This is a genomic window from Aureimonas endophytica, from assembly GCF_014642635.1.
GTDB lineage: Bacteria > Pseudomonadota > Alphaproteobacteria > Rhizobiales > Rhizobiaceae > Plantimonas > Plantimonas endophytica.
On record NZ_BMIQ01000002.1, the window covers coordinates 86,527 to 105,692 of the forward strand.

General features: G+C 68.4%; 17 protein-coding genes. 6 read left to right on the top strand and 11 right to left on the bottom strand.

Translation table 11 applies throughout. The features are described 5' to 3' along the window. The first annotated feature begins 60 nt into the window (after positions 1-60). A complete protein-coding gene (locus IEY14_RS06715) occupies positions 61-1,188 on the top strand; it encodes a glycosyltransferase family 2 protein (RefSeq protein ID WP_188907475.1) in 1,128 nt (375 codons plus the stop codon). Here IEY14_RS06715 and IEY14_RS06720 read toward each other — a convergent pair. From IEY14_RS06720 to IEY14_RS06730, 3 genes are all read right to left on the bottom strand, one after another. Further along, positions 1,152-2,552 carry an FGGY-family carbohydrate kinase gene (locus tag IEY14_RS06720; protein WP_188907476.1) on the bottom strand — a complete coding sequence of 467 codons (1,401 nt, stop codon included), beginning with the start codon at positions 2,550-2,552 and terminating at the stop codon, positions 1,152-1,154. The genes IEY14_RS06715 and IEY14_RS06720 overlap by 37 nt on opposite strands. After that, positions 2,549-2,863: an L-rhamnose mutarotase gene (locus IEY14_RS06725; protein WP_188908073.1), complete on the bottom strand. Its 315-nt coding sequence runs from the start codon at positions 2,861-2,863 to the stop codon at positions 2,549-2,551. Before IEY14_RS06725 ends, IEY14_RS06720 begins: the two co-directional genes overlap by 4 nt. Positions 2,864-2,993: 130 nt before the next feature. Beyond that, complete coding sequence (locus tag IEY14_RS06730; RefSeq protein ID WP_188907477.1) at positions 2,994-3,806, bottom strand: DeoR/GlpR family DNA-binding transcription regulator; 813 nt, start codon at positions 3,804-3,806, stop codon at positions 2,994-2,996. A 192-nt stretch (positions 3,807-3,998) separates the two neighbouring features. On the opposite strand from IEY14_RS06730, the gene IEY14_RS06735 reads away from it, so the two are divergent. Together IEY14_RS06735 and rhaI are read left to right on the top strand one after the other, a co-directional pair. Continuing rightward, positions 3,999-6,101, top strand: coding sequence for a bifunctional rhamnulose-1-phosphate aldolase/short-chain dehydrogenase (locus IEY14_RS06735; RefSeq protein ID WP_188907478.1), 2,103 nt, complete (start codon positions 3,999-4,001; stop codon positions 6,099-6,101). A gap of 174 nt (positions 6,102-6,275) precedes the next feature. Continuing rightward, on the top strand, positions 6,276-7,571 hold the full coding sequence (gene rhaI, locus IEY14_RS06740; RefSeq protein ID WP_188907479.1) for an L-rhamnose catabolism isomerase: 1,296 nt from the start codon (positions 6,276-6,278) through the stop codon (positions 7,569-7,571). A 6-nt stretch (positions 7,572-7,577) separates the two neighbouring features. Here rhaI and IEY14_RS06745 read toward each other — a convergent pair whose 3' ends face one another. The 4 genes from IEY14_RS06745 to IEY14_RS06760 form a co-directional block, all read right to left on the bottom strand. Then, positions 7,578-8,972, bottom strand: a complete 1,395-nt coding sequence (locus IEY14_RS06745) for an adenylate/guanylate cyclase domain-containing protein (protein ID WP_188907480.1) — start codon at positions 8,970-8,972, stop codon at positions 7,578-7,580. Between the two features lie 50 nt (positions 8,973-9,022). Beyond that, the gene (locus IEY14_RS06750) at positions 9,023-9,892 is read right to left on the bottom strand and encodes an MBL fold metallo-hydrolase (RefSeq protein ID WP_188908074.1); all 870 of its coding nucleotides are present in this window, start codon (positions 9,890-9,892) and stop codon (positions 9,023-9,025) included. Positions 9,893-9,964: 72 nt separating this feature from the next. Next, entirely contained in the window at positions 9,965-10,426 is a 462-nt protein-coding gene (locus tag IEY14_RS06755) for a cyclic nucleotide-binding domain-containing protein (RefSeq protein ID WP_188907481.1), read from the bottom strand. 166 nt (positions 10,427-10,592) lie between these two features. Then, complete coding sequence (locus tag IEY14_RS06760) at positions 10,593-13,436, bottom strand: ABC transporter transmembrane domain-containing protein (protein WP_188907482.1); 2,844 nt, start codon at positions 13,434-13,436, stop codon at positions 10,593-10,595. 248 nt (positions 13,437-13,684) lie between these two features. Here IEY14_RS06760 and msrA point away from each other — a divergent pair, with 248 nt between their 5' ends. After that, positions 13,685-14,419, top strand: coding sequence for a peptide-methionine (S)-S-oxide reductase MsrA (gene msrA, locus IEY14_RS06765; RefSeq protein WP_188907483.1), 735 nt, complete (start codon positions 13,685-13,687; stop codon positions 14,417-14,419). A 19-nt stretch (positions 14,420-14,438) separates the two neighbouring features. Continuing rightward, positions 14,439-14,714 carry an Rdx family protein gene (locus IEY14_RS06770; RefSeq protein ID WP_188907484.1) on the top strand — a complete coding sequence of 92 codons (276 nt, stop codon included), beginning with the start codon at positions 14,439-14,441 and terminating at the stop codon, positions 14,712-14,714. On the opposite strand, the gene IEY14_RS06775 is transcribed toward IEY14_RS06770, so the two are convergent. The 3 genes from IEY14_RS06775 to IEY14_RS06785 all read right to left on the bottom strand — a co-directional run bounded on the left by IEY14_RS06775 (position 14,711) and on the right by IEY14_RS06785 (position 16,658). After that, positions 14,711-15,616: an SDR family oxidoreductase gene (locus IEY14_RS06775; RefSeq protein WP_188907485.1), complete on the bottom strand. Its 906-nt coding sequence runs from the start codon at positions 15,614-15,616 to the stop codon at positions 14,711-14,713. The two genes, IEY14_RS06770 and IEY14_RS06775, sit on opposite strands and share 4 nt — an antisense overlap. Positions 15,617-15,898: 282 nt before the next feature. Then, entirely contained in the window at positions 15,899-16,243 is a 345-nt protein-coding gene (locus IEY14_RS06780; RefSeq protein ID WP_188907486.1) for a DUF1236 domain-containing protein, read from the bottom strand. A 58-nt stretch (positions 16,244-16,301) separates the two neighbouring features. Further along, positions 16,302-16,658 carry a DUF427 domain-containing protein gene (locus IEY14_RS06785; RefSeq protein WP_188907487.1) on the bottom strand — a complete coding sequence of 119 codons (357 nt, stop codon included), beginning with the start codon at positions 16,656-16,658 and terminating at the stop codon, positions 16,302-16,304. A 121-nt stretch (positions 16,659-16,779) separates the two neighbouring features. On the opposite strand from IEY14_RS06785, the gene betB reads away from it, so the two are divergent. Then, complete coding sequence (gene betB / locus IEY14_RS06790; protein ID WP_188907488.1) at positions 16,780-18,243, top strand: betaine-aldehyde dehydrogenase; 1,464 nt, start codon at positions 16,780-16,782, stop codon at positions 18,241-18,243. 39 nt (positions 18,244-18,282) lie between these two features. On the opposite strand, the gene IEY14_RS06795 is transcribed toward betB, so the two are convergent. Further along, positions 18,283-18,837 (bottom strand): GNAT family N-acetyltransferase, encoded by a 555-nt coding sequence (locus IEY14_RS06795; RefSeq protein ID WP_188907489.1) that lies wholly within the window; start codon positions 18,835-18,837, stop codon positions 18,283-18,285. Positions 18,838-19,166 lie beyond the last annotated feature (329 nt).

The window sequence follows — 19,166 nt, forward strand, 5'->3', positions numbered from 1 at the left end:
CTCAGTCCGGTCGCCCGTCCTTGCCGGCGCGCGCGTCCGCACCGTCGCAAGGAGCCGACCATGAACCGTCTGAGCCCCGCCGCCATCGACCTGGCTCCGGGCGAAGTCCCGGTCGTCACCCTCGTCAAGAACGAGATGGGCTTCCTGCCGCATTTCCTGCGGCACTACCGCAAGCTCGGCGTCGCGAGCTTCATCTTCATCGACAACGGCTCGACCGACGGCAGCCTGGAATTCCTGCTGGCCGAGGACGACTGCCATGTCTTCCAGGAGCTCGGCGCCTTCCGTGCCGCCAATTACGGCATCGACTGGGTGAACGAGGTCGCCAATGCCCATTGCGTCGGGCGCTGGTCCGCCTTCGTCGACTGCGACGAGCTCCTGGTCTATCGCGACTGCGAGACGGTGCCGCTCGCCGATTTCTGCGCCGGCTTCACCGCGCGCGGCTTCGACAAGGTCGGCGGCGCGATGATCGACATGTATCCCGACGGCGACTTCCTGGCCGTGTCGCTCGGGCCGCAGGACGATCTCCTGGAGGTGATGGGGAATTTCGATTCGGACTACGTGTTCCGCGCCTGGCCGCGCCGGCCCTGGGACGCGGAGCCGGAAAGCTTCCATCTCCAGGTGCTCGGCGGCCCGCGCCTGCGGCTCCTCTCCGATCTCGGAGCCGAGGCGGGACATGGCGCGCTCTATTACACGCTCTGCAATCAGGTGGACCGTTTCATCGACAAGGTGCCTCTGTCCTGGGTCGGGCCGATCGCCGCCCTCTGGCCGATGGAGATGCCGGCGCAGCAGAAATGGCCGATCAACTTCGTCCGGCCCGGCTTCGCCTTCGCCAACAGCCATGCCAATCGCAACACGGCGCCGGCCGACGAATTCGTCTCCCTCCTGCATTTCAAGCTCTGCGACGAGCTGCGCAAAAGGGTGCAGCAGAACACGCTGATGGAGGCGCATTACCGGCGCGGCCTGTCCTACGAGCAGCTGCGCCGCGCGGTCCTGCGCTGGGGGCCGAAGCCCCTCGTCTACGAGGGCACGCGGCGCTTCCGCTCGTCCAAGGATCTCGAAGCGATCGGCCTCATCGGGCCGGCCGTCGCCGGTCTCTGGAGCGGCAAGGCGCGGACCGAGGTCCGCACCCCGCTCGGCGACAGCGGCCGCGCCTATGCCCTCGCGGCCGCGAGCCAGTCGGCCGCATAGGCGGCGAGCGCCTCCGTCGCATGGCCGGAGGCCGGTGACGCTTCGGCATCGATGGTCGACGTCGGCGCCGCCGGCGGCGAGCCCGCCAGCAGGGCGGCGCCCGCCGTCGTGCCGGTCGCGCCGGCGGAGGGCACGACGGCACGGCCGGTCGCGGCCTGGAGCGCCGCCAGGAACAGACGGTTGCGCGCGAAGGGGCCTTCGACGATGGTCGGCCCGTCCGCGCCGGTCAGCGCCAGCATCTCGGCCGTCACCATCGCGCAGTAAAGGCTGGCGACGGCCGTGCGGACGCCGGGCGACAGCCCGTCCGGCTCGCGGCTCCAGCGTCCGGCGCCGTCCGGGAACGGCCCGGTGCCCGGCACGAAGGTCGGCAGGGCGAAGATGCGCGCCTCCACGACCTCCGCGATCTCCGCCGGCGTCGGCTCCCGCGGCGCGCCGCCGGTCAGCCGGTCGAATTCGCGCCCGCCCATGAAGCGGCCGGACAGCGAGGTGCGGCCGAAGGCATCGACATTGAGGAGGATGCCGGCCGCCGGCTCGATCGGCCGCGCGGCGCCGCCGACCGCGAAGGACACGACCCAGGTGCCGGTCGACAGGACGGTGAAGGGGGGCGCATGCCGCAGGAGATGCGGCAGGAGCGAGGCGTTGGAATCGTGGATGCCGCAATGGACGGGCATCGGCGCCGCGCCGAGGCCAATCCTCCGGGCGAGATCGGGGGCGAGGGGGCCGAGCGCGTCGAAGGCGCTGCGCAGCGGCGCGGTGAACAGTCGCCCCCAGCCGCGGCCGGCGACGAGCGAGGAGAAATCCTCCCGGCGCGGCGCCCAGAGATCGGTATGGCAGGCGATGGAGGTGATCTCCATCGCCGCGACGCCGCTGAGCCGCCAGGCCCAATATTGCGGCAGGCAGAGGACGTGGCGGGCCCGCGCGAAGGCCTCCGGAAAGGTCCGCTCCTGCCAGAAGAGCTGGGCGCCGACATTCAGCCCGTTCGGCAGGCGCGGCGACAGGGTCTCGGCGAAGTCCGGACGCAGCCGGTCATAGTCCTCGCGGCAGCTCTCGGGCCCGTCATATTCGTAGTCGAGAATCGGCAGCGCCAGTTCGGTGTCGCCGACCAGCGCCGCCGAGGCGCCATGCGTCGTCACCGAGATCGCCTCGAACGGATGCCGGCCGGCGCAGTCGGCGAGGGCGTCGACCAGAAAGGCGAGAAGCCGCGCCTCGTCGTAATGCGGATAGGGACCGTCGCCGCGCACCGCGTTCGGCTCGGTCCGCACGAAGAGATCCTCGCCGGCCGCGAGATCGTGCAGCGCCAGCTTGGCATTGGTCTTGCCGATGTCGACGACGGCGACATGGCGGGGAGCGGGACGGGCGCTCATGCGAGATGGAACAGGGTCGCGAGCGGCACCGCGACCGGCTCGTTGTCGGGCTTCACCTCCATGAGGTCGGCCATCATGTCCCACCAGCGCCGCATCACCGGCTCGGCCGGCAGCGCGTCCATGCCGTGCTCGACCGGCCGCCAGAGGACGGCGAAGAGATGGTGCGTCTCCTCGTCGAGATGGATCGAATAGTCGCGCACGCCCGCCTGGCGCAGCAGGTGCACCAGGTCCGGCCAGATGGCGTCGTGCCGTTCGCGGTACTCCGCCGCGCGGCCGGGCTTCAGCACCATGCGAAAGGCGAGCTTCTCCAAGGCCGGCGCCGTCATCGCGGGGCCTTCCCATGCCGAGCCGAGAAAGGCGCCGCCATCGGGCGCGCCGCATCCGTATCCGTCACCATCATCCTCCCGTCGCCGCGCCCTCCCACCGGCGCGGTGTCCTGTCTCAGGCCGCGAAGGCCTCGTCCTCGCCCGGCGCCTCCGCCGCGCGCTCGGCCACGATCAGCCGCACGCCGGCAGCCTCGATCATCTGCGCCGCCGCGTCCTCGATCCCGTCGTCGGTGACGATGGTGCCGACCCGCTCCAGCGAGGCGACGAGCATCGAGGACCGCGCCTTGAACTTCGAGGCGTCGGCGAGCACCACGATCTCGTCCGCCTGGCGCATCAGGCGCTGTTCCGACTGGACGATCAAGGGGTCCGCCTCCGCGATGCCGAGCGCCGAGATGCCCCGGCAGCCCATGAACATCTTCCGCGCCGCGAAATTGGCGATGCCGTCCGTCTCGAACGGGCTGATGATCAGCCCCTGTTCCGGGTAGATGGCGCCCGCCGGCACCAGCACCGTGCATTTCGAATGGCGGATCAGATGTTCGGCGATCTGAAAGGAATTGGTCATCACCTGCAGCTTCAGCGCGGTGAGCGGATGCACCATCTGGAAGGTCGTGGTGCCGCCGTTGATGATGACCGAATCGCCCTCCGCGCAGAGCGCTACGGCGGCGCGGGCGATCATGCGCTTCTCGCGCCGGTTGAGCGCCTCGCAGGCGGCGAGCGACGGGCCGCCGATCCGGCCGTAGGGCGAGGGGGCCAGCGCCTCGGCGCCGCCCCGCACCTTGCGCAGCTTCTTTTCCAGGGCGAGGGCGGCGATGTCGCGCCGGATGGTCGCCTCCGAGGCGCCCGTCAGCTCGGCGAGTTCGGCGACGCCCGCCACCGATCGCCCCTGGACGGCGCTCAAGATGATGCGGTGGCGTTCGACTTCGTGCATCAGGATCTCCTGAAGCCAGACTTGCGATCCGCTCCTCGCCTGTCAATCATTTTCCGTCAAAACCGATCATTGCACTGCACAATTTGCGTGTTCATGACCGGATTTGTTGACAATCCGGAGCCGATGCCGCATTCCTGCGCCGCATCCGGCGCTTCGCAGCGACGCCGCCGGACATCGCGCATGGGAGGAAACATGTCCGCGACCACCGACGGGAGCCGTGTCCGCAATCTCTGGGACGAGGCGAAGGCCGCCACGCTCGACGAGCCGGGCAAGCTGCTCTACCGCTCCAATCTCCTCGGCTCCGACAAGCGGATCACCAATTACGGCGGCGGCAACACCTCGGCCAAGGTCACGCATCGCGATCCGCTGACGGGCGAGGACGTGACGGTCCTCTGGGTCAAGGGCTCGGGCGGCGATGTCGGCACGATCAAGCTCGACGGCTTCGCGACGCTCTACATGGACAAGCTGAACCGGCTGCGCGACATCTATCGCGGCCCGGCGCACGAGGACGAGATGGTGGGCTATCTGCCCCACTGCACCTTCAACCTCAATCCGCGCGCCGCCTCGATCGACACGCCGCTGCATGCCTATCTGCCCTATCCCCATGTCGATCACATGCATCCCGACGCGGTGATCGCCATCGCCGCGACGCGGAACGGCCGCGAGATCACGCGGCGCGTCTATGGCGAGGAGATCGGCTGGCTGGAATGGCGCCGTCCGGGCTTCGAGCTCGGCCTGGAACTCGCGCGCTTCGCCGCCGAGAACCCGGAGGCCAAGGGCGTCGTGCTCGGCAGCCACGGCCTCTTCACCTGGGGGCGCACGGCGGAGGAGTGCTATGCCACGACGCTCGCCATCATCAACCGCGCCATCGAATGGTTCGAGGGCGAGCTGAAGGACAAGCCGGCCTTCGGCGGCGAGGTGGTCGCGGCCCTGCCGCGCGAGCGCCGGCGCGAGATCGCCGCCCGGCTGATGCCGGAGATCCGCGCCCGCATCGGCCGCGACGAGGCGAAGATCGGCCATTTCGACGATTCCGACGCCGTCCTGCAATTCGTCGGCTCGGCGGCGCTGCGGCCGCTCGCCGCGCTCGGCACCTCCTGTCCCGACCATTTCCTGCGCACCAAGATTCGCCCCCTGGTGCTCGATTTCGATCCGGCGAACGGCGATGTCGAGGCGCTGGTCGCCGGGCTGGACGGAGCGGTCGAGGCCTATCGTCAGGACTACGCCGCCTATTACCAGCGCTCCAAGCACCCGGATTCGCCGGCGATGCGCGATCCGAACGCCGTGATCTATCTGGTGCCCGGCGTCGGCATGATCTCCTTCGCCAAGGACAAGGGCACGGCCCGCGTCTCGGCCGAGTTCTATGTCAACGCCATCAACGTGATGCGCGGCGCCTCCGGCGTCGACGACTATCTCGGCCTGCCCGAGCAGGAGGCCTTCGACATCGAATACTGGCTCCTGGAAGAGGCCAAGCTCCAGCGCCTGCCGAAGCCGAAGCCGCTGGCCGGCCGCGTCGCGCTCGTCACGGGCGGCGCCGGCGGCATCGGCCAGGCGATCGCCGCTCGGCTGATGGCGGAGGGCGCCTGCGTCGTCCTCGCCGATATCGACGCCAACGCGCTCGACGCGACAAAGGCTGATTTCGCCAAGGGCTTCGGCGCCGATCAGGTGCGCGGCACGCGCATGAACGTCACGTCCGAAGCCGAGGTCGCGGCGAGCTTCGCCGAGGCCGTGGTGGAATATGGCGGGCTCGACATTCTCGTCTCCAATGCCGGCATCGCCTCCGCCGCGCCGGTGGAGGACACGACGCTGGAGGTCTGGGACCGCAACATCTCGATCCTCGCCACCGGCTATTTCCTCGTCTCGCGCGAGGCCTTCCGCCTGTTCCGCCGCCAGAAGCTCGGCGGCTCGATGATCTTCATCTCCTCCAAGAACGGGCTCGCCGCCTCGGCCGGCGCCTCGGCCTATTGCACGGCCAAGGCGGCGGAGATCCATCTCGCCCGCTGCCTCGCCCTGGAAGGGGCGGAGGCCGGCATCCGCGTCAATACGGTGAACCCGGACGCGGTGCTGCGCGGCTCGAAGATCTGGAGCGGCGAATGGCGCGAGCAGCGCGCCGCCTCCTCGAAGATCGGCACGGAGGAGCTGGAGGCGCATTACCGCAACCGGTCGCTCCTGAAGCGCTCGGTCTTCCCGGAGGACATCGCGGAAGCCGTCTATTTCTTCGCCTCCGACCTGTCGGCGAAGTCGACCGGCAACATCGTCAATGTCGACGCGGGCAACGCGATCAGCTTCACGCGGTGAAGCTGCGTCCTTCTCCCGAGCCGGGAGAAGGTGCCGGCAGGCGGATGAGGGAGCGCGGGACACAGGCGTTTCCGCCCTGCGGCTCCCTCACCCGGTTCGCTGGCGCGAACCACCCTCTCCCGACTCGGGAGAGGGCTGGCGCTCTATTCTGAACCGGCGGAGGGAGGATCTGCCATGCCATCACCCATCGATCCGAGCGTGATCGAGACCAGCAACGCGGCGCGGGCGCGCGATCATGCGGCGGATTTCGCCAGCCTCGGCGAGCGTCTCGCCCGGCGCGGCCTCGACATCGAGGCGCTGACGGCGAAGGTTTCCGCCTTCACCGTCGCGGTGCCGTCCTGGGGCGTCGGCACCGGCGGCACCCGCTTCGCCCGCTTTCCGGGCCGGGGCGAGCCGCGCGGCATCTTCGAGAAGCTCGACGATTGCGGCGTGATCCAGGCGCTCGGCCGCGCGACGCCCGCCGTCTCGCTGCACATCCCCTGGGACAAGGCCGATCCGGCGGAGCTGAAGGACAGGGCGGCGGCGCTCGGCCTCTCCTTCGACGCGATGAATTCCAACACCTTCCAGGATCATCCGAGCGATCCGCGCCAGCCGCTGTCCTACAAATACGGCTCGCTCTCCCATGCCGATCCGGCGGTGCGCGCCCAGGCGGTCGAGCACAATCTGGAAACGATCGCGATCGGCGAGGCGATCGGCTCGAAGGCGATCACCGTCTGGATCGCCGACGGCTCGAACTTCGCCGGCCAGAGCGACCTGTCGCGCGCCTTCGAGCGCTATCTCGACTCGATGAAGGCGATCTATGCCGGGCTGCCGGCCGACTGGCGCATCTTCTCCGAGCACAAGATGTACGAGCCGGCCTTCTATTCGACCGTCGTCTCGGACTGGGGCACCAGCTACATGACGGCCCAGGAGCTCGGGCCGAAGGCCTTCTGCCTCGTCGATCTCGGCCATCACGCGCCGAACGTGAATATCGAGCAGATCGTCGCGCGGCTGATCCGGGCATCGAAGCTCGGCGGCTTCCACTTCAACGATTCGAAATATGGCGACGACGATCTCGACGCCGGCTCGATCGATCCCTTCCGTCTCTTCCTCGTCTTCAACGAGCTCGTCGGGGCGGGCGACGCGCTGGAGCGCCTCTATCCGGCCCATATGATCGACCAGTCGCACAATGTGACCGATCCGATCGAGAGCCTCATCCGCTCGGCCGACGAGATCCGGCGCGCCTATGCCCAGGCGCTGCTCGTCGATCGTATCGCGCTTTCCGGCCACCAGGACGGCAACGATCCGCTGATGGCCTCGGAGGTGCTGAAGAGCGCCTTCCGCACCGATGTCGGCCCGATCCTCGCCGAGGCGCGGCTGCGGGCCGGCGGTGCCCTCGACCCGATCGCCGCCTATCGCGCCAGCGGCTATCGCGAGGCGGCGGCGGCCGAGCGCCCGGCGGTGCCGGGCTCCGGCGGCGGGATCGTCTGATCCCGCTCAGCCCGGCAGGCGCGCCGCCCGGGCGAGGCGGTGGCGGATCGTGCGGATCATGCCCTTCCTGCGGCTGCGCAGGATGGCGATCTCGACGCTGTCCGCCGTGCCCGGCAGGAGCACGCTGAGCGACGGCACCCGCCCGCGCGGCTTCAGGCCTTGGCTGCGCGCCAGGTCCAGCGTTTCCCGCGTCGTCAGGGCGAGCGTGCCGATCTCCTTGTTGTGCTTCTCCAGCTTGGCGCAGAGATTGACCGCCGAGCCGATCACCGTGAATTCGAGCCGCCCCTCCACTCCCACGACGCCGGAGACGACGCGGCCGGCGACGACGGCGATGCCGATTCCGTCCTCGGCGAACCAGGCATGGCGCGCCGCGACGTCTCGCGCGAAGGCGTCGAGCACGGCCTCCGTCGCCATCAGCGCGTTGGCCGCATGGGTCGAAAGCGGGCGCACCGCGCCGAAGGTCGCCATGATGCCGTCGCCGAGGAACTTGTCGATCGTGCCGCCATGGTCGCGGATGATCGGCACCACCGCCTTCTGGAAGCTCGCGAGCGCCGCGAGGACGTCGGAGGGCGGATGTTCGGCGGCGAGCCCCGTGAAGCCGCGCAGGTCGACGAACATGATCGAGGCCTCGCGCTGCGTGCCGTGGCCGGGGGCGAGGCCGCTCTCGAAGGCGCGGATGTCGTCGGCGACGGCCGGATCGAAGAAGCGGGCGAGATTGACCGCCGCCTGCGCCTCCGTCACCGAGGCGACCAGGAGATTGCGGGCCAGCGTCAGGGCCAAGGTCAGGACGCCGGTGACGAGGACGATGAGCACGATCTTGTCGATCTCGGCCCAGAGCAGCACCGAGTTCGAGGTGAGATAGTTGACATAGTTGCGCGTCAGCACCTCCGAGCTCGGCTCGGTGGCGAGCACCCAGGCGAGCAGCGCCAGCCAGCCGGCGGCGGCGGCGGCGCCCGCCGCCAGCACGTAGCGGATCTCGAAGCGCAGCGTGCGGATCGCGATGAACAGGAAGACGTAGAGCAGCGTCGGCGACTTCATCACGAAGGAGGGCGGCTGCGCATATTGGATATGCGTGCTCCAGATGAGGCCGTAGAGCAGCAGGAAATCGAGAAGGATCGACAGATAGACGGCGAAGGCCGGCACCGGCGGGCGGAGCGCCCAGAGAAGTCCCAGCGTCGACAGGACAAGATAGAGGCCGAGCACATAGGGCGTCGGCGAGGCGAACATCGTGACATCCGCCGGATGCGGCGTCGCGATATAGAGCAGCGTCGCGACGATGACGACGAAGATCTGGATGAGCTTGACGATCACCTCGCCGATATCGTCGAGCCGCTGCACGCGCAGGCGGATCGCCGGCGAGAGCATGCGCGGCATCTCGCGGCCGCGGATCTGGTTCCACACCTCCGCCGGACGGATCCGGCGGCGACGGCGGCGTGGCTTGTCGCCTTCGCTCATCCCCCGGAACGGACGCGCGTCTCGGCAAGCGCCGGCGCGAGGGAGAAGGTCATGCCGGTATAGCCGGCGACGGCGCCCGGAAACATTGCCTGCGCCTCGGCCTCGATCTGCGCCAGCGCCTCGTCGTCGCGCATATTGGCATGGTGGAAGAGGACGAGCTGGCGCACGCCGGCCAGCTTGGCGAGGCGCACCCCTTCCTGCCAGGAGGAATGGCCGTAATTCTTGAACTTGGCCATCTCGGCCTCGGTATAGGACGTGTCGTAGAAGACGAGATCGGCGTCCCGGAACAGGGACAGGACGGCCTCGTCCGTCTGGCCCGGCACATGCTCAGTATCGGTGACATAGGAGACGACGCGCCCCGCATGCTCGACCCGGTAGCCGACGGCGCCGTTCGGATGGTTGAGCCGCGCCGTACCGATGCGGATGCCGGGGCCGGGCCGCAGGACGTCGCCCGGCCGGAAGGTGCGGTAGTCGATATCGGCGGAGAAGACCTTCGGCCCGATCGGCAGGAAGGGCGCGCGCATGAAGTCGGCGATCAGCTCGCCCGCCGGCTGGTGGTCGAGCATGTGCCCGAGCGAGACCGAGATGCGCGTCCCCGGCCGGTAGAGCGGCATGAAGAAGGGGAAGCCCATGATGTGGTCGTAATGGACATGGCTGAAGAAGAGATCGACCGAGGGCACGCATTCGGCGGCGAGCAGGCGGCCGAGCGGCACGATGCCGGTGCCGGCGTCGAAGACGAGGCGGTGCCCGTCGATCCGCATCTCAACGCAGCAGGTCTCGGTGCCATAGGCCGTCTGGGCGGGGCCGCTGCCGGGGAGGGTGCCACGGGCGCCCCAGACGATCACATCGAATGAGGACGGTTTCACGCGCATGTCGCGACTCTGGTCATTCTCGCCCGGGGCGGCAAGCGGCGACGGCGAAGGGGTTGGCGGCCTGGTTCAAGCGTGGGCGTGGCGTCGCTCGGACGCGACGAGTTCGGCGGTGGTGCGGCTGAGGCGGAAGGCGAGCTCCCGCATCATCGCGACGCTCATGGTCGGGAAGGTGACGAGGAATTCGGCGAAGGTCTCCTTGCTGAGGCGCAGCGCGGTGAGGTCGCTCGTCGCCGCGACGCTCGCGGTGCGCGGCACGTCGCAGAGAATGGCGATCTCGCCGACGAAATCCGTCTCGCCGACCTCGGCGAGCTCGATCTCGCCATCCGGCCCGTCGACGAAGACGCGCGCCGTGCCGGAGAGGATGACATAGGCGCTGTCGCCGGCGTCGTTCTGGCGGAACAGCACCTCGCCCGCCTTGAAGCGCACCACCTTCGACGTGAAGGCGAGAAGCTTCAGCTTGCCGGCGTCGACGCCCGAAAACAGCGGCACGCGCTTCAGAACGTCGACCTCGTTCTTCAACAGGCTCATCGCGGAGACGCTCTCCTCGAACGGACGGCGGGGGATCGAAGCTCGCCGCTGGAGCCGGGCTTGCGGCCGAACTCGGGATTTGTCCTATGATATGATTGTATTTCCCACCGTTCTTCAAGGCGGGCCATCGGAAAAACGGGCGAATTCACGGCAAAACGACGCCTCGCTATTCGGCGGCGGTGCGCGTCGCGTCGCGCTTGGCCGCCTCGCCTTCCGCCATGTCGCGCTCCGTGGCGGCCTCGGTCGCGCCCATTCCGGGCGATTCGCTCGCCGCGCGATTGGCCTCCGGATGCGCTTCCGGATGCTCGACCACGTCCGGCAGCGGCCCCGCGCCCGGCGTCTCGTCGGACACGAGCCGGCCGTCGCGGAATTCGAGGATGCGGTCGAAGAGCCTCGCATGCTGGGCCGAGGCGACCACCCAGAAGGTGCCGAAGGGCCTCGGGCCCGACCGGCCGCGCTCCAGCGCCGCGCCGACGATGCGCCCCTGCGATTCGCCGTCGAGGGCGGAGAGCGCGCGGTTCACCACGAGATAGTCCGGCGCCTTCACCAGCGCCCGGGCGAGCGCCAGCTTCTGCTGCTGGCCGAGCGACAGGCGCTTGGCGCCCGAGCCGATATCGTAGGTGAGGCCGGCATCCTGGACGATGGCGGCGAGGCCGAGCTCCTCGAGATCGCGCAGGAGCAGGCCCTCCACCGCGTCGCCGGCATTGGCGAGATCGGTGGCGATGCGGCCGAAGAGCACGTTGTCCTGGACGCTCGTCGCCGGGTTGAACGCATGGGCGTCGTGGAAGACGAGGACCTCGGCGAGCTCTTCCGGCAGGCGGTCGCGCAGCGCCCGCCGCGTTTCCACGACATTGCGCATCACCGCCTCGTCGACGAGACCCAGCCGGTCGCGCGTCTCGACATAGCCGAAGGCGAGGCGGATGAAGGCGACCCGGTCCTCGTCCGCCGCGCGCTCGAATTCGACGTTCTCGCTGCGGGCGAGGCGCTGGCGATAGTCGCCGAGCTCGTCCGCCGTCATCATGGTCATGCGCTGGAGCAGTGGATTGCCGGGTTCGAGATCGCCGAAGATGTCGACGATGGTCGTGGCGATGTCGCGGCCGATGCGGAAGAGCGTGCGGGCGAGGCCCGTCTCGCGCAGCACGGCGCGCGCCTCCTCGTTGCTCCAGAACTGGGCGAGGCCGGCCAGCGGATCGCGCGGCGCGCCGAAGACGATGTTCTCGAGCAGCGTCGCGTTGTGGATGTAGAGATCGGGGTCGAAGGGCTCGACATAGCTCTCCATCCCCGCCGCCGCGAGGCGCTCGCGGAAGGCGAGGCGCGCGGCGAGGATGCGCTCCTCGACATCGGCCGCGTGCTCGTCCGGCACGCGCGAGCGCAGGCCGAAGAGGCGCACGTCCCGTTCCAGCTCGACCAGATGCAGGATGCCGCCGAGATGGGCGCCGAGCTCTTCCTTGGAGGCGAGGCCGATATCCTCGTAGTCGATCCAGTCATGGGCGATGTCGAGCGCGGTATTGCCGGAAAGGCGGGTTTCCAGCGCCGCGAGTTCGGCCTTGCGCGAGTTCCCGGCTTCGCGCTCGGTCACCGGATGGTGCATCAGCCCGTAGAGAAGGGCGGTGCGCAGCGAGGTGCGCGGGAAATAGGTGGCGGCGTCGACATAGGCGAGGCGCCGGCCGGTGACGGATTCGGGATAGGCGGCGAGCGGCTTGCCCGCGAGATCGACCTCGCCGCCCGTCGCCGGGCGCAGGCGCACCAGCATCTCGGCCAGCTGCTCCGCCCCTTCGCCGATCGGCCCCACCGCCGCGACGCGGCGGTCGAGCGGCAGGTCGAGCGTGACCGGATCGAGGATGCGCCCGCCATTCTCGTCCTGCAGCGCCGCGCCGGCCAGCGCGAAGCCGCCGGCGAGCGCCGCGACGCGCGTCGCCTCCGGCGCCTGCAACGCCTCGTCGGCGAGATTGGGAATGTGGAACTGCTCGATCACCTGCTCGAACTTCACCTGCACGTCGAGGCGCAGCTGGTCCCAGTCGATGAGGTCCTTCAGCGGGGACGGCAGGTCCTTATAGGCGGCGATGACGGCGACGAGCTGGCCGATGTCGAGATGGCCGGTGATCGCGAAATAGCCGCCGAAGAGATAGAAGATGAAGGGCGTGAGCTGGGCGAGGAAGTTGTTGAGGAATTTGACCAGGAACTTCCACTGGTAGATGTCGAAGCGGATGAGGAAGATCCGCCCGAGCTCCTCCGAGACGCCCGCCCGCTCGTAGTTCGAGGTGTCGTTGGTGTGGATCGAGGAAATGCTTTCCACGATCTCGCCCACCCGGCCGGCGAACTGGCGGGCGGTGAGCTGGCGCTGGCGGCCGAGCACCAGGAGGCGGCGCCGCATGCGCGGGATGATGATCACCTGGATCAGCATCACGCCGAGCGCGACGAGGCCGAGCGAGAAGGACTGGACGAAGATGAAGACCACCGCCGTCAGCACCTGGCTGATCAGATAGACGGGGGTGACGACGGAATCGCCGATGAAGCCGCCGATCGGCTCCAGCTCGTCCTTCACCATCGAGGAGAGTTCGGAGGCGCGCAGCTGCCGGAAGCGCCCGATCGGGAAGCGCAGGATCAGGTCGACGAACTCGTAGCGCATGCGCCGGAGCATCCGCTCGCCGAGCCGGCCCTTGTAGGTGTTGATGTAATATTTGAACGCGCCGTTGACGATGACGAGCGTCAGGAACAGGCCCGACAGCACGAAGAGCGCTTCCATCCGCCCGAAATCGAGGCCCGGAAACAGAACGATCTCGCCGGAGGCATGCAGCCAGTGCGGCACCGGCAGGGTGGTGCGCAGATATTCGCGCGTCGCCTCCGCCCCCTTCTCGAAGCCCTCGCCCTGGATCGGGCCGTTGACGATGAGCTTCGGCAGGTTCAGGCTCATGAAGAGCGGGACGATCGACACGGCGACCACCACGAGCATCCAGAGCTGGGCGCGCTTGGTGTGACGCCACGTATAGCCGTAGAGGGTATCAGCCATTCGCGCCTTTCGGGAGCGTCGGAGGCCCGGAGCACGGGGCCATCGGCGATCTTAGCAGGCGCGAGGATGCTGCACTAGCGCAGGACGGAAAGACGGGTGCGACGCTGGGGCGCGCCGGAATCGGCGCTTCACCCGCCAAGTCCCGCAGCCGTGATTTGCGTGCCGTTCCGCGACGCGCCATGTCTTGCGGCAAAGCGCGACGCGAGCCGGCGGATCGGCGGCGCCGCCGGATCGAAGGGACCCGCCCCATGCCATCGAGCCACCTGCCTCTTCTCCGCCGTCGGATCGCCCTGCCGCTCGGCCTCGCGCTGGCGCTCGGTCTCGGCGGCCTGGGCCTCGCGCTCCATCCGCCCGCCGCCGTGGCGGCGGAAGAGGCCTTCGTGCTGCCGAAGCCCGCGCTCGACGCCAAGGCGGGCGGCCCGCAGACGGCGCTCTTCGCCGGCGGCTGCTTCTGGGGCGTGCAGGGCGTGTTCCAGCATGTGAAGGGCGTCACCCGCGCCGTGTCCGGCTATGCCGGCGGCAAGACGGCCGATCCGACCTACGAAGAGGTCTCGACCGGCACGACCGGCCATGCCGAGACGGTGAAGGTCGAGTTCGATCCTTCCGTCGTCAGCTATGGCGAGCTCCTGCGGATCTATTTCTCGGTGGCGCACGACCCGACGCAGCTCAACCGCCAGGGGCCGGACCATGGCACGCAATATCGCTCCGCCGTCTTTCCGGTGAACGACGAGCAGAAGCGCGTCGCGGAGGCCTATATCGCCGAGCTCGACAAGGCCGGCATCTACAAGGCGAAGATCGTCACCACCACGAGCCCGGCTTCGGGTTTCACGCCGGCCGAGGCCTATCACCAGGATTTCCTCGCCAACAATCCGTCCTATCCGTATATCGTCTACAACGACCTGCCGAAGGTGGAGAACCTGAAGCGGCTCTTCCCGGAGGATTACCGCGCCGACCCGGTGCTGGTGGCGGCCGCCAGAAGCTGAAGGACCATCGGGACGATCCATGCCGGGCCCGCGCGTTTCGATCACCTATTGCACGCAGTGCCAGTGGCTGCTGCGCGCCGCCTGGATGGCCCAGGAACTCCTGTCGACCTTCGGGCCGGATCTCGGCGAGGTGGCGCTCGTGCCTGGCACGGGCGGCATTTTCGAGGTGCGCTGCGCCGAGGAACTCATCTGGGAGCGCAAGCGCGACGGCGGCTTCCCGGAGGCCAAGGTGCTGAAGCAGCGCGTGCGGGACGTGATCGATCCGGCCCGCGACCTCGGCCATAGCGACCGTTAGGCGATCGCCTCCTCCGGCATGAAATCCGCCCGATGGGCGAAGGTCCAGTCCGCGATGGCGGTCGGCCGGAAATCCTCGAGGCCCGGCTGCGGCGCGAAGGGCGCCGCCAGGATCGCCTCCGCTTCCTCCGGCAAGGCCGCGAAGAAACGGAATTTCGACGCGACGGCCGCCGCCAGGGCCGGACCCATCGCCGCCGCCACCTCGCGCTCGAAATCCTCGACCGGCTGCGCCCGATAGTGGACCCTTCGCCCGAGACCGACCGACAGCCGCGCGGCGAGTTCGGGACCCGTGACGCCGGCCGGCCCGGCGATCCGATGGTCGCCGCCGAAGGCGCCGCGTTCGAGCAGCACCAGCGCCGCCTCGGCGCAGTCCTCGGCCGAGGTCCAGGCGATGCGCTGGTCCGCCGCGATCGGCGGCGCGAAGAGGCCGTTCTCCACGATGTCGCGGCGCGCCGAATCCTTCAGGAGATTGTCGAGATAAAGCGTCGGGCGCACCGTCGCGGCGGGCAGGCCGGCCGCGCGGACCATCGCCTCGACCATCGCATTGGCGACGAGGCTCGGCTCGGCGCAGGGCGCTGTCCGGCTGGCGCTGGCGAGCTTCAGGACGAGGCCGGCGACGCCGGCCGCCGCGAAGGCGTCGAGCGCGTTCGCCGCCATCGCCCGCATCGCCTCGACCGGCCCGGTCAGCACCTGGAGGACGACATGGCGGATGCCGAGGCTCGCCGCCCGAAGCGAGGCCGGATCGAGGAGATCGCCGCGGGCGAGTTCCGCGCCGAGCGCCGCGAGCGGGGCGGCCCGCGCCGGATCGCGCACGAGGGCGCGCACCTTCCGGCCTCGGCGCAGGGCCGCGCGAACGACCGCGCCGCCTTGGACGCCGGCGGCGGGAATGACGAGAAGGGACATGGCTTGCTCCGTCGAAACGGGGTCGTCGGAGCCTTTGAGTCATGGCACCCGGACAGACCCGCAAGACGCCATCGGCACCGGGACTGTCGGGGGATTCGCTGAAGACCGCGAACCAGAGCTTCGCCCGGAAGACGAAGGGCTTGGGCCTACCCAGACCAAGCCAGCCATTTTCGACGGTTGGACTCTAGCGGGCCGCGCCCCCTGGTGCAAGCGCGCCTCGCTTAAGCAAAAGGCCATCCCGGCGGACCGGAATGGCCTTCGCGTCTCGCTTGGAGCCCGCGATCAGCGGACGATGCGGATCACGCGGCGCTGCGAATCGACGATCACCGGCGCGCCGTCGCTGTAGAAATAGGAATAGCCGTCATGGCCGCGTACCGGCGCGAGATTGACGTCCGGCGGCACGATCGTGCCGTTCACCAGGCGGCCTTCGAGCACGGGCGCGGCGTCCAGCGGATTTTCGCGAACATAGGTCGTCACCTCGTCCGGCACCTGGTCGACGACGACCGAGCCGGTCGTATCGGGCGAATCCTGCTGGATGATCACCGTTTCGGCGAAGGCGGGGGCGGAAAGAAGCGCGGCGGAGGCCGCGACGATCAGGAAGCTGCGCATGCGATTGTCCTCCTCCATGGGACGGAACCCTTCGGCGCGGGTAACAGAATCGCGAGGTGAAGGGTTCCCTCCGCCCTCAGCCGACCTCGATGCGCAGCCGGTCGGGATAGAAGGCGAGATGGCCGGCGATGGCCGAGACCTCCGCATGTGGGTTGTCATAGGCCCAGGCGCCGTTCTCCACCGCCCGGCCCTGGCCGGTGATCGTCCAGTAGCGCGCCTCGCCCTTCCAGGGGCAGGTCGTGTGGTGGTCGGTCGGGATCAGGAACTCCATCGCCACATGCTCGCGCGGGATATAGTAGACCGGCGGATGGTCGCCTTCCGTCAGGATCAGCGCCTCCTTGGTGCTGGCGATGATGTTGTCGTTCATGAGGACGATCACCGGCCGGGCTTCCGGCTCGATGGTGATCCTCGGTCTTGTCCCTGCCGCGCTCATCGCCCTGTCTCCGTCTCGGGTCCCGCACGGAAAACCGGCCGGCCGGCCGGTCGGTTCCGGGTGGCTCGACAGGAGGGCCCGACCGCCCGATAACGCTTCTCGAAATTTCAGGAGTTTCGCGATGCCCGCCCAGCCGCCTGCTTCCCATTTCATCGACGGCGTCTTCCACGAGGATGTGGAGGGCGCGACCTTCGAGAGCCTCTATCCGGCGACCGGCCAGGTGATCGCGCGTCTTCACGCGGCGACACCGGCGGTGATCGAGATGGCGGTGGCGGCGGCAACGCGCGGCCAGGCCGAATGGACGGCGCTGCCCGGGGCCGAGCGCGGCAAGGTGCTGCGCCGCGCCGCCGCGATCATGCGCGAGCGCAACCGCGAGCTTTCCGAGCTGGAGACGCTCGACACCGGCAAGCCGATCGCCGAGACGCTGGTGGCGGATGCCGCCTCCGGTGCCGACTGCCTCGACTATTTCGCCGCGCTCGCCGCCGATCTGCGCGGCGACCATATCGATCTCGGCGGCTCCTTCGCCTATACGCGGCGCGAGCCGCTCGGCGTCTGCGTCGGCATCGGCGCCTGGAACTATCCGATCCAGATCGCCTCCTGGAAGGCGGCGCCGGCCCTGGCCTGCGGCAATGCCATGATCTTCAAGCCCTCCGAGACGACGCCGCTCTCCGCGCTGCGCCTCGCCGAGATCCTGATGGAGGCCGGGCTGCCGAAGGGCGTCTTCAACGTCGTCCAGGGCGCGGGCGCGGTCGGGGCGGCGCTCGTTTCCCATCCCGGCATCGCCAAGGTCTCCGTCACCGGCTCTGTCGCCACGGGCGCGCGGGTGATGCAGGCGGCCAGCGCCGGCATCACGCCGGTGACGCTGGAGCTCGGCGGCAAGTCGCCGCTGATCGTCTTCGCCGATGCCGATCTCGATGCGGCGGTGTCGGGCGCGATCCTCGGCAATTTCTATTCGGCCGGCCAGATCTGCTCCAATGGCACGCGCGTCTTCGTCGAGCGTTCAGTGCGCGGCGCCTTCGTCGATAAGCTTCGCGCCCGCGTCGCGAGGATCCGGCTCGGCGACCCGATGGCGGAGACGACCGACATGGGGCCGCTCGTCTCGCGCGCCCAGATGGAGCGCGTCCTCGCCTATCTGCGGCTCGGCCGGGAGGAGGGGGCGGTGCTCGAATGCGGCGGCGCGGCGGCGGAGGTGCCGGGCTTCCCGAACGGCTGCTTCGTGCAGCCGACCGTCTTCACCGGCGTCGCCGACGAGATGCGCATCGCGCGCGAGGAGATCTTCGGGCCGGTGATGAGCGTCTTCGACTTCGATACGGAGGAGGAGGTGATCGCCCGCGCCAACGCGACGGAATTCGGCCTCGCTGCCGGCGTCTTCACCCGCGACATCCAGCGCGGCCACCGCGTCGTGGCGAAGCTCAAGGCCGGCACCTGCTGGATCAACGCCTACAACCTCACCCCCGTGGAAATGCCCTTCGGCGGCGCCAAGCGCTCCGGCATCGGCCGCGAGAACGGCCGCGCCGCGATCGAGCACTACAGCCAGGTGAAGTCCGTCTATGTCGAGATGGGCAAGGCGGAGGCGCCGTATTGAGGCGGGGGCGTTGATCCACACGACAATCGAAAGAGAAGCCTAGTTGCCCGGTCGCTTCACGTCGGCCAAGGAGGTGGAGGATTTCTGCCTCCATTCGGCTTTCAGCATGGCGCAAACATATTCATCGCCCCATCGCCCATCGAAGCGATCATTCTGGATCAGATGCGCTTCTCGCCGAAAGCCCAAGCGTTCTACCACTCCGAGCGAGCCGCTGTTCAATGCGTCGAGGCGCGCATAGATGCGATGGAACCCGATCTCTTCGAATCCAATACGAAGCATGGCGGTGGCGGCTTCGGTCGCGTAACCATTGCCTGCGAATGCAGGATTGAAAATATAGCCGATCTCGCCCTGCAAAGCCTTGCGGCTCGCCATCTTCAGAAGGGTCTCCCCTACAACCCTGCGATCCTGCTGCCGGACAACGGCAAGCCGGAAAACATCGCCGTCATTTTCGAATTTAGCAGCCAGAATGGCACGAAACTGCTCATCCAAGGCACTTCCCGTTGGTGCCACTGCGTAGAGATATCTGTAGACATCTGAACAGGAATGATATGCGGCATAGTGGTCCCAATCACTAATGGTGAAGGGGCGGAGCATCAGACGTTCGGTCTTGTAGTGCGGTGACAGATTATTTAGCTTCGTCAAACCTTCATGGGTCAATTCTTAAGACCTTCACTGCGGTGATGATGCGACGCTCGGCTGTAATCGTCACCGTTAGCAGGCCGTATCCACGCCGCAGTCATTGGATTCGACGCCATCCAGTTCGTAAACGAGCCTTCTGTAGAATGCTCCGATTCGCCCATGGGCGTCGAGGTCGAAGGGCCAATTCCAACCCAAGACTAAAGGCGATTCTTTCCGCTTCTCCCGCTCCGCTTCTCTCCCCACCACATCGACACCCGCGCCCGCGATGCCGCATTGACATTCGG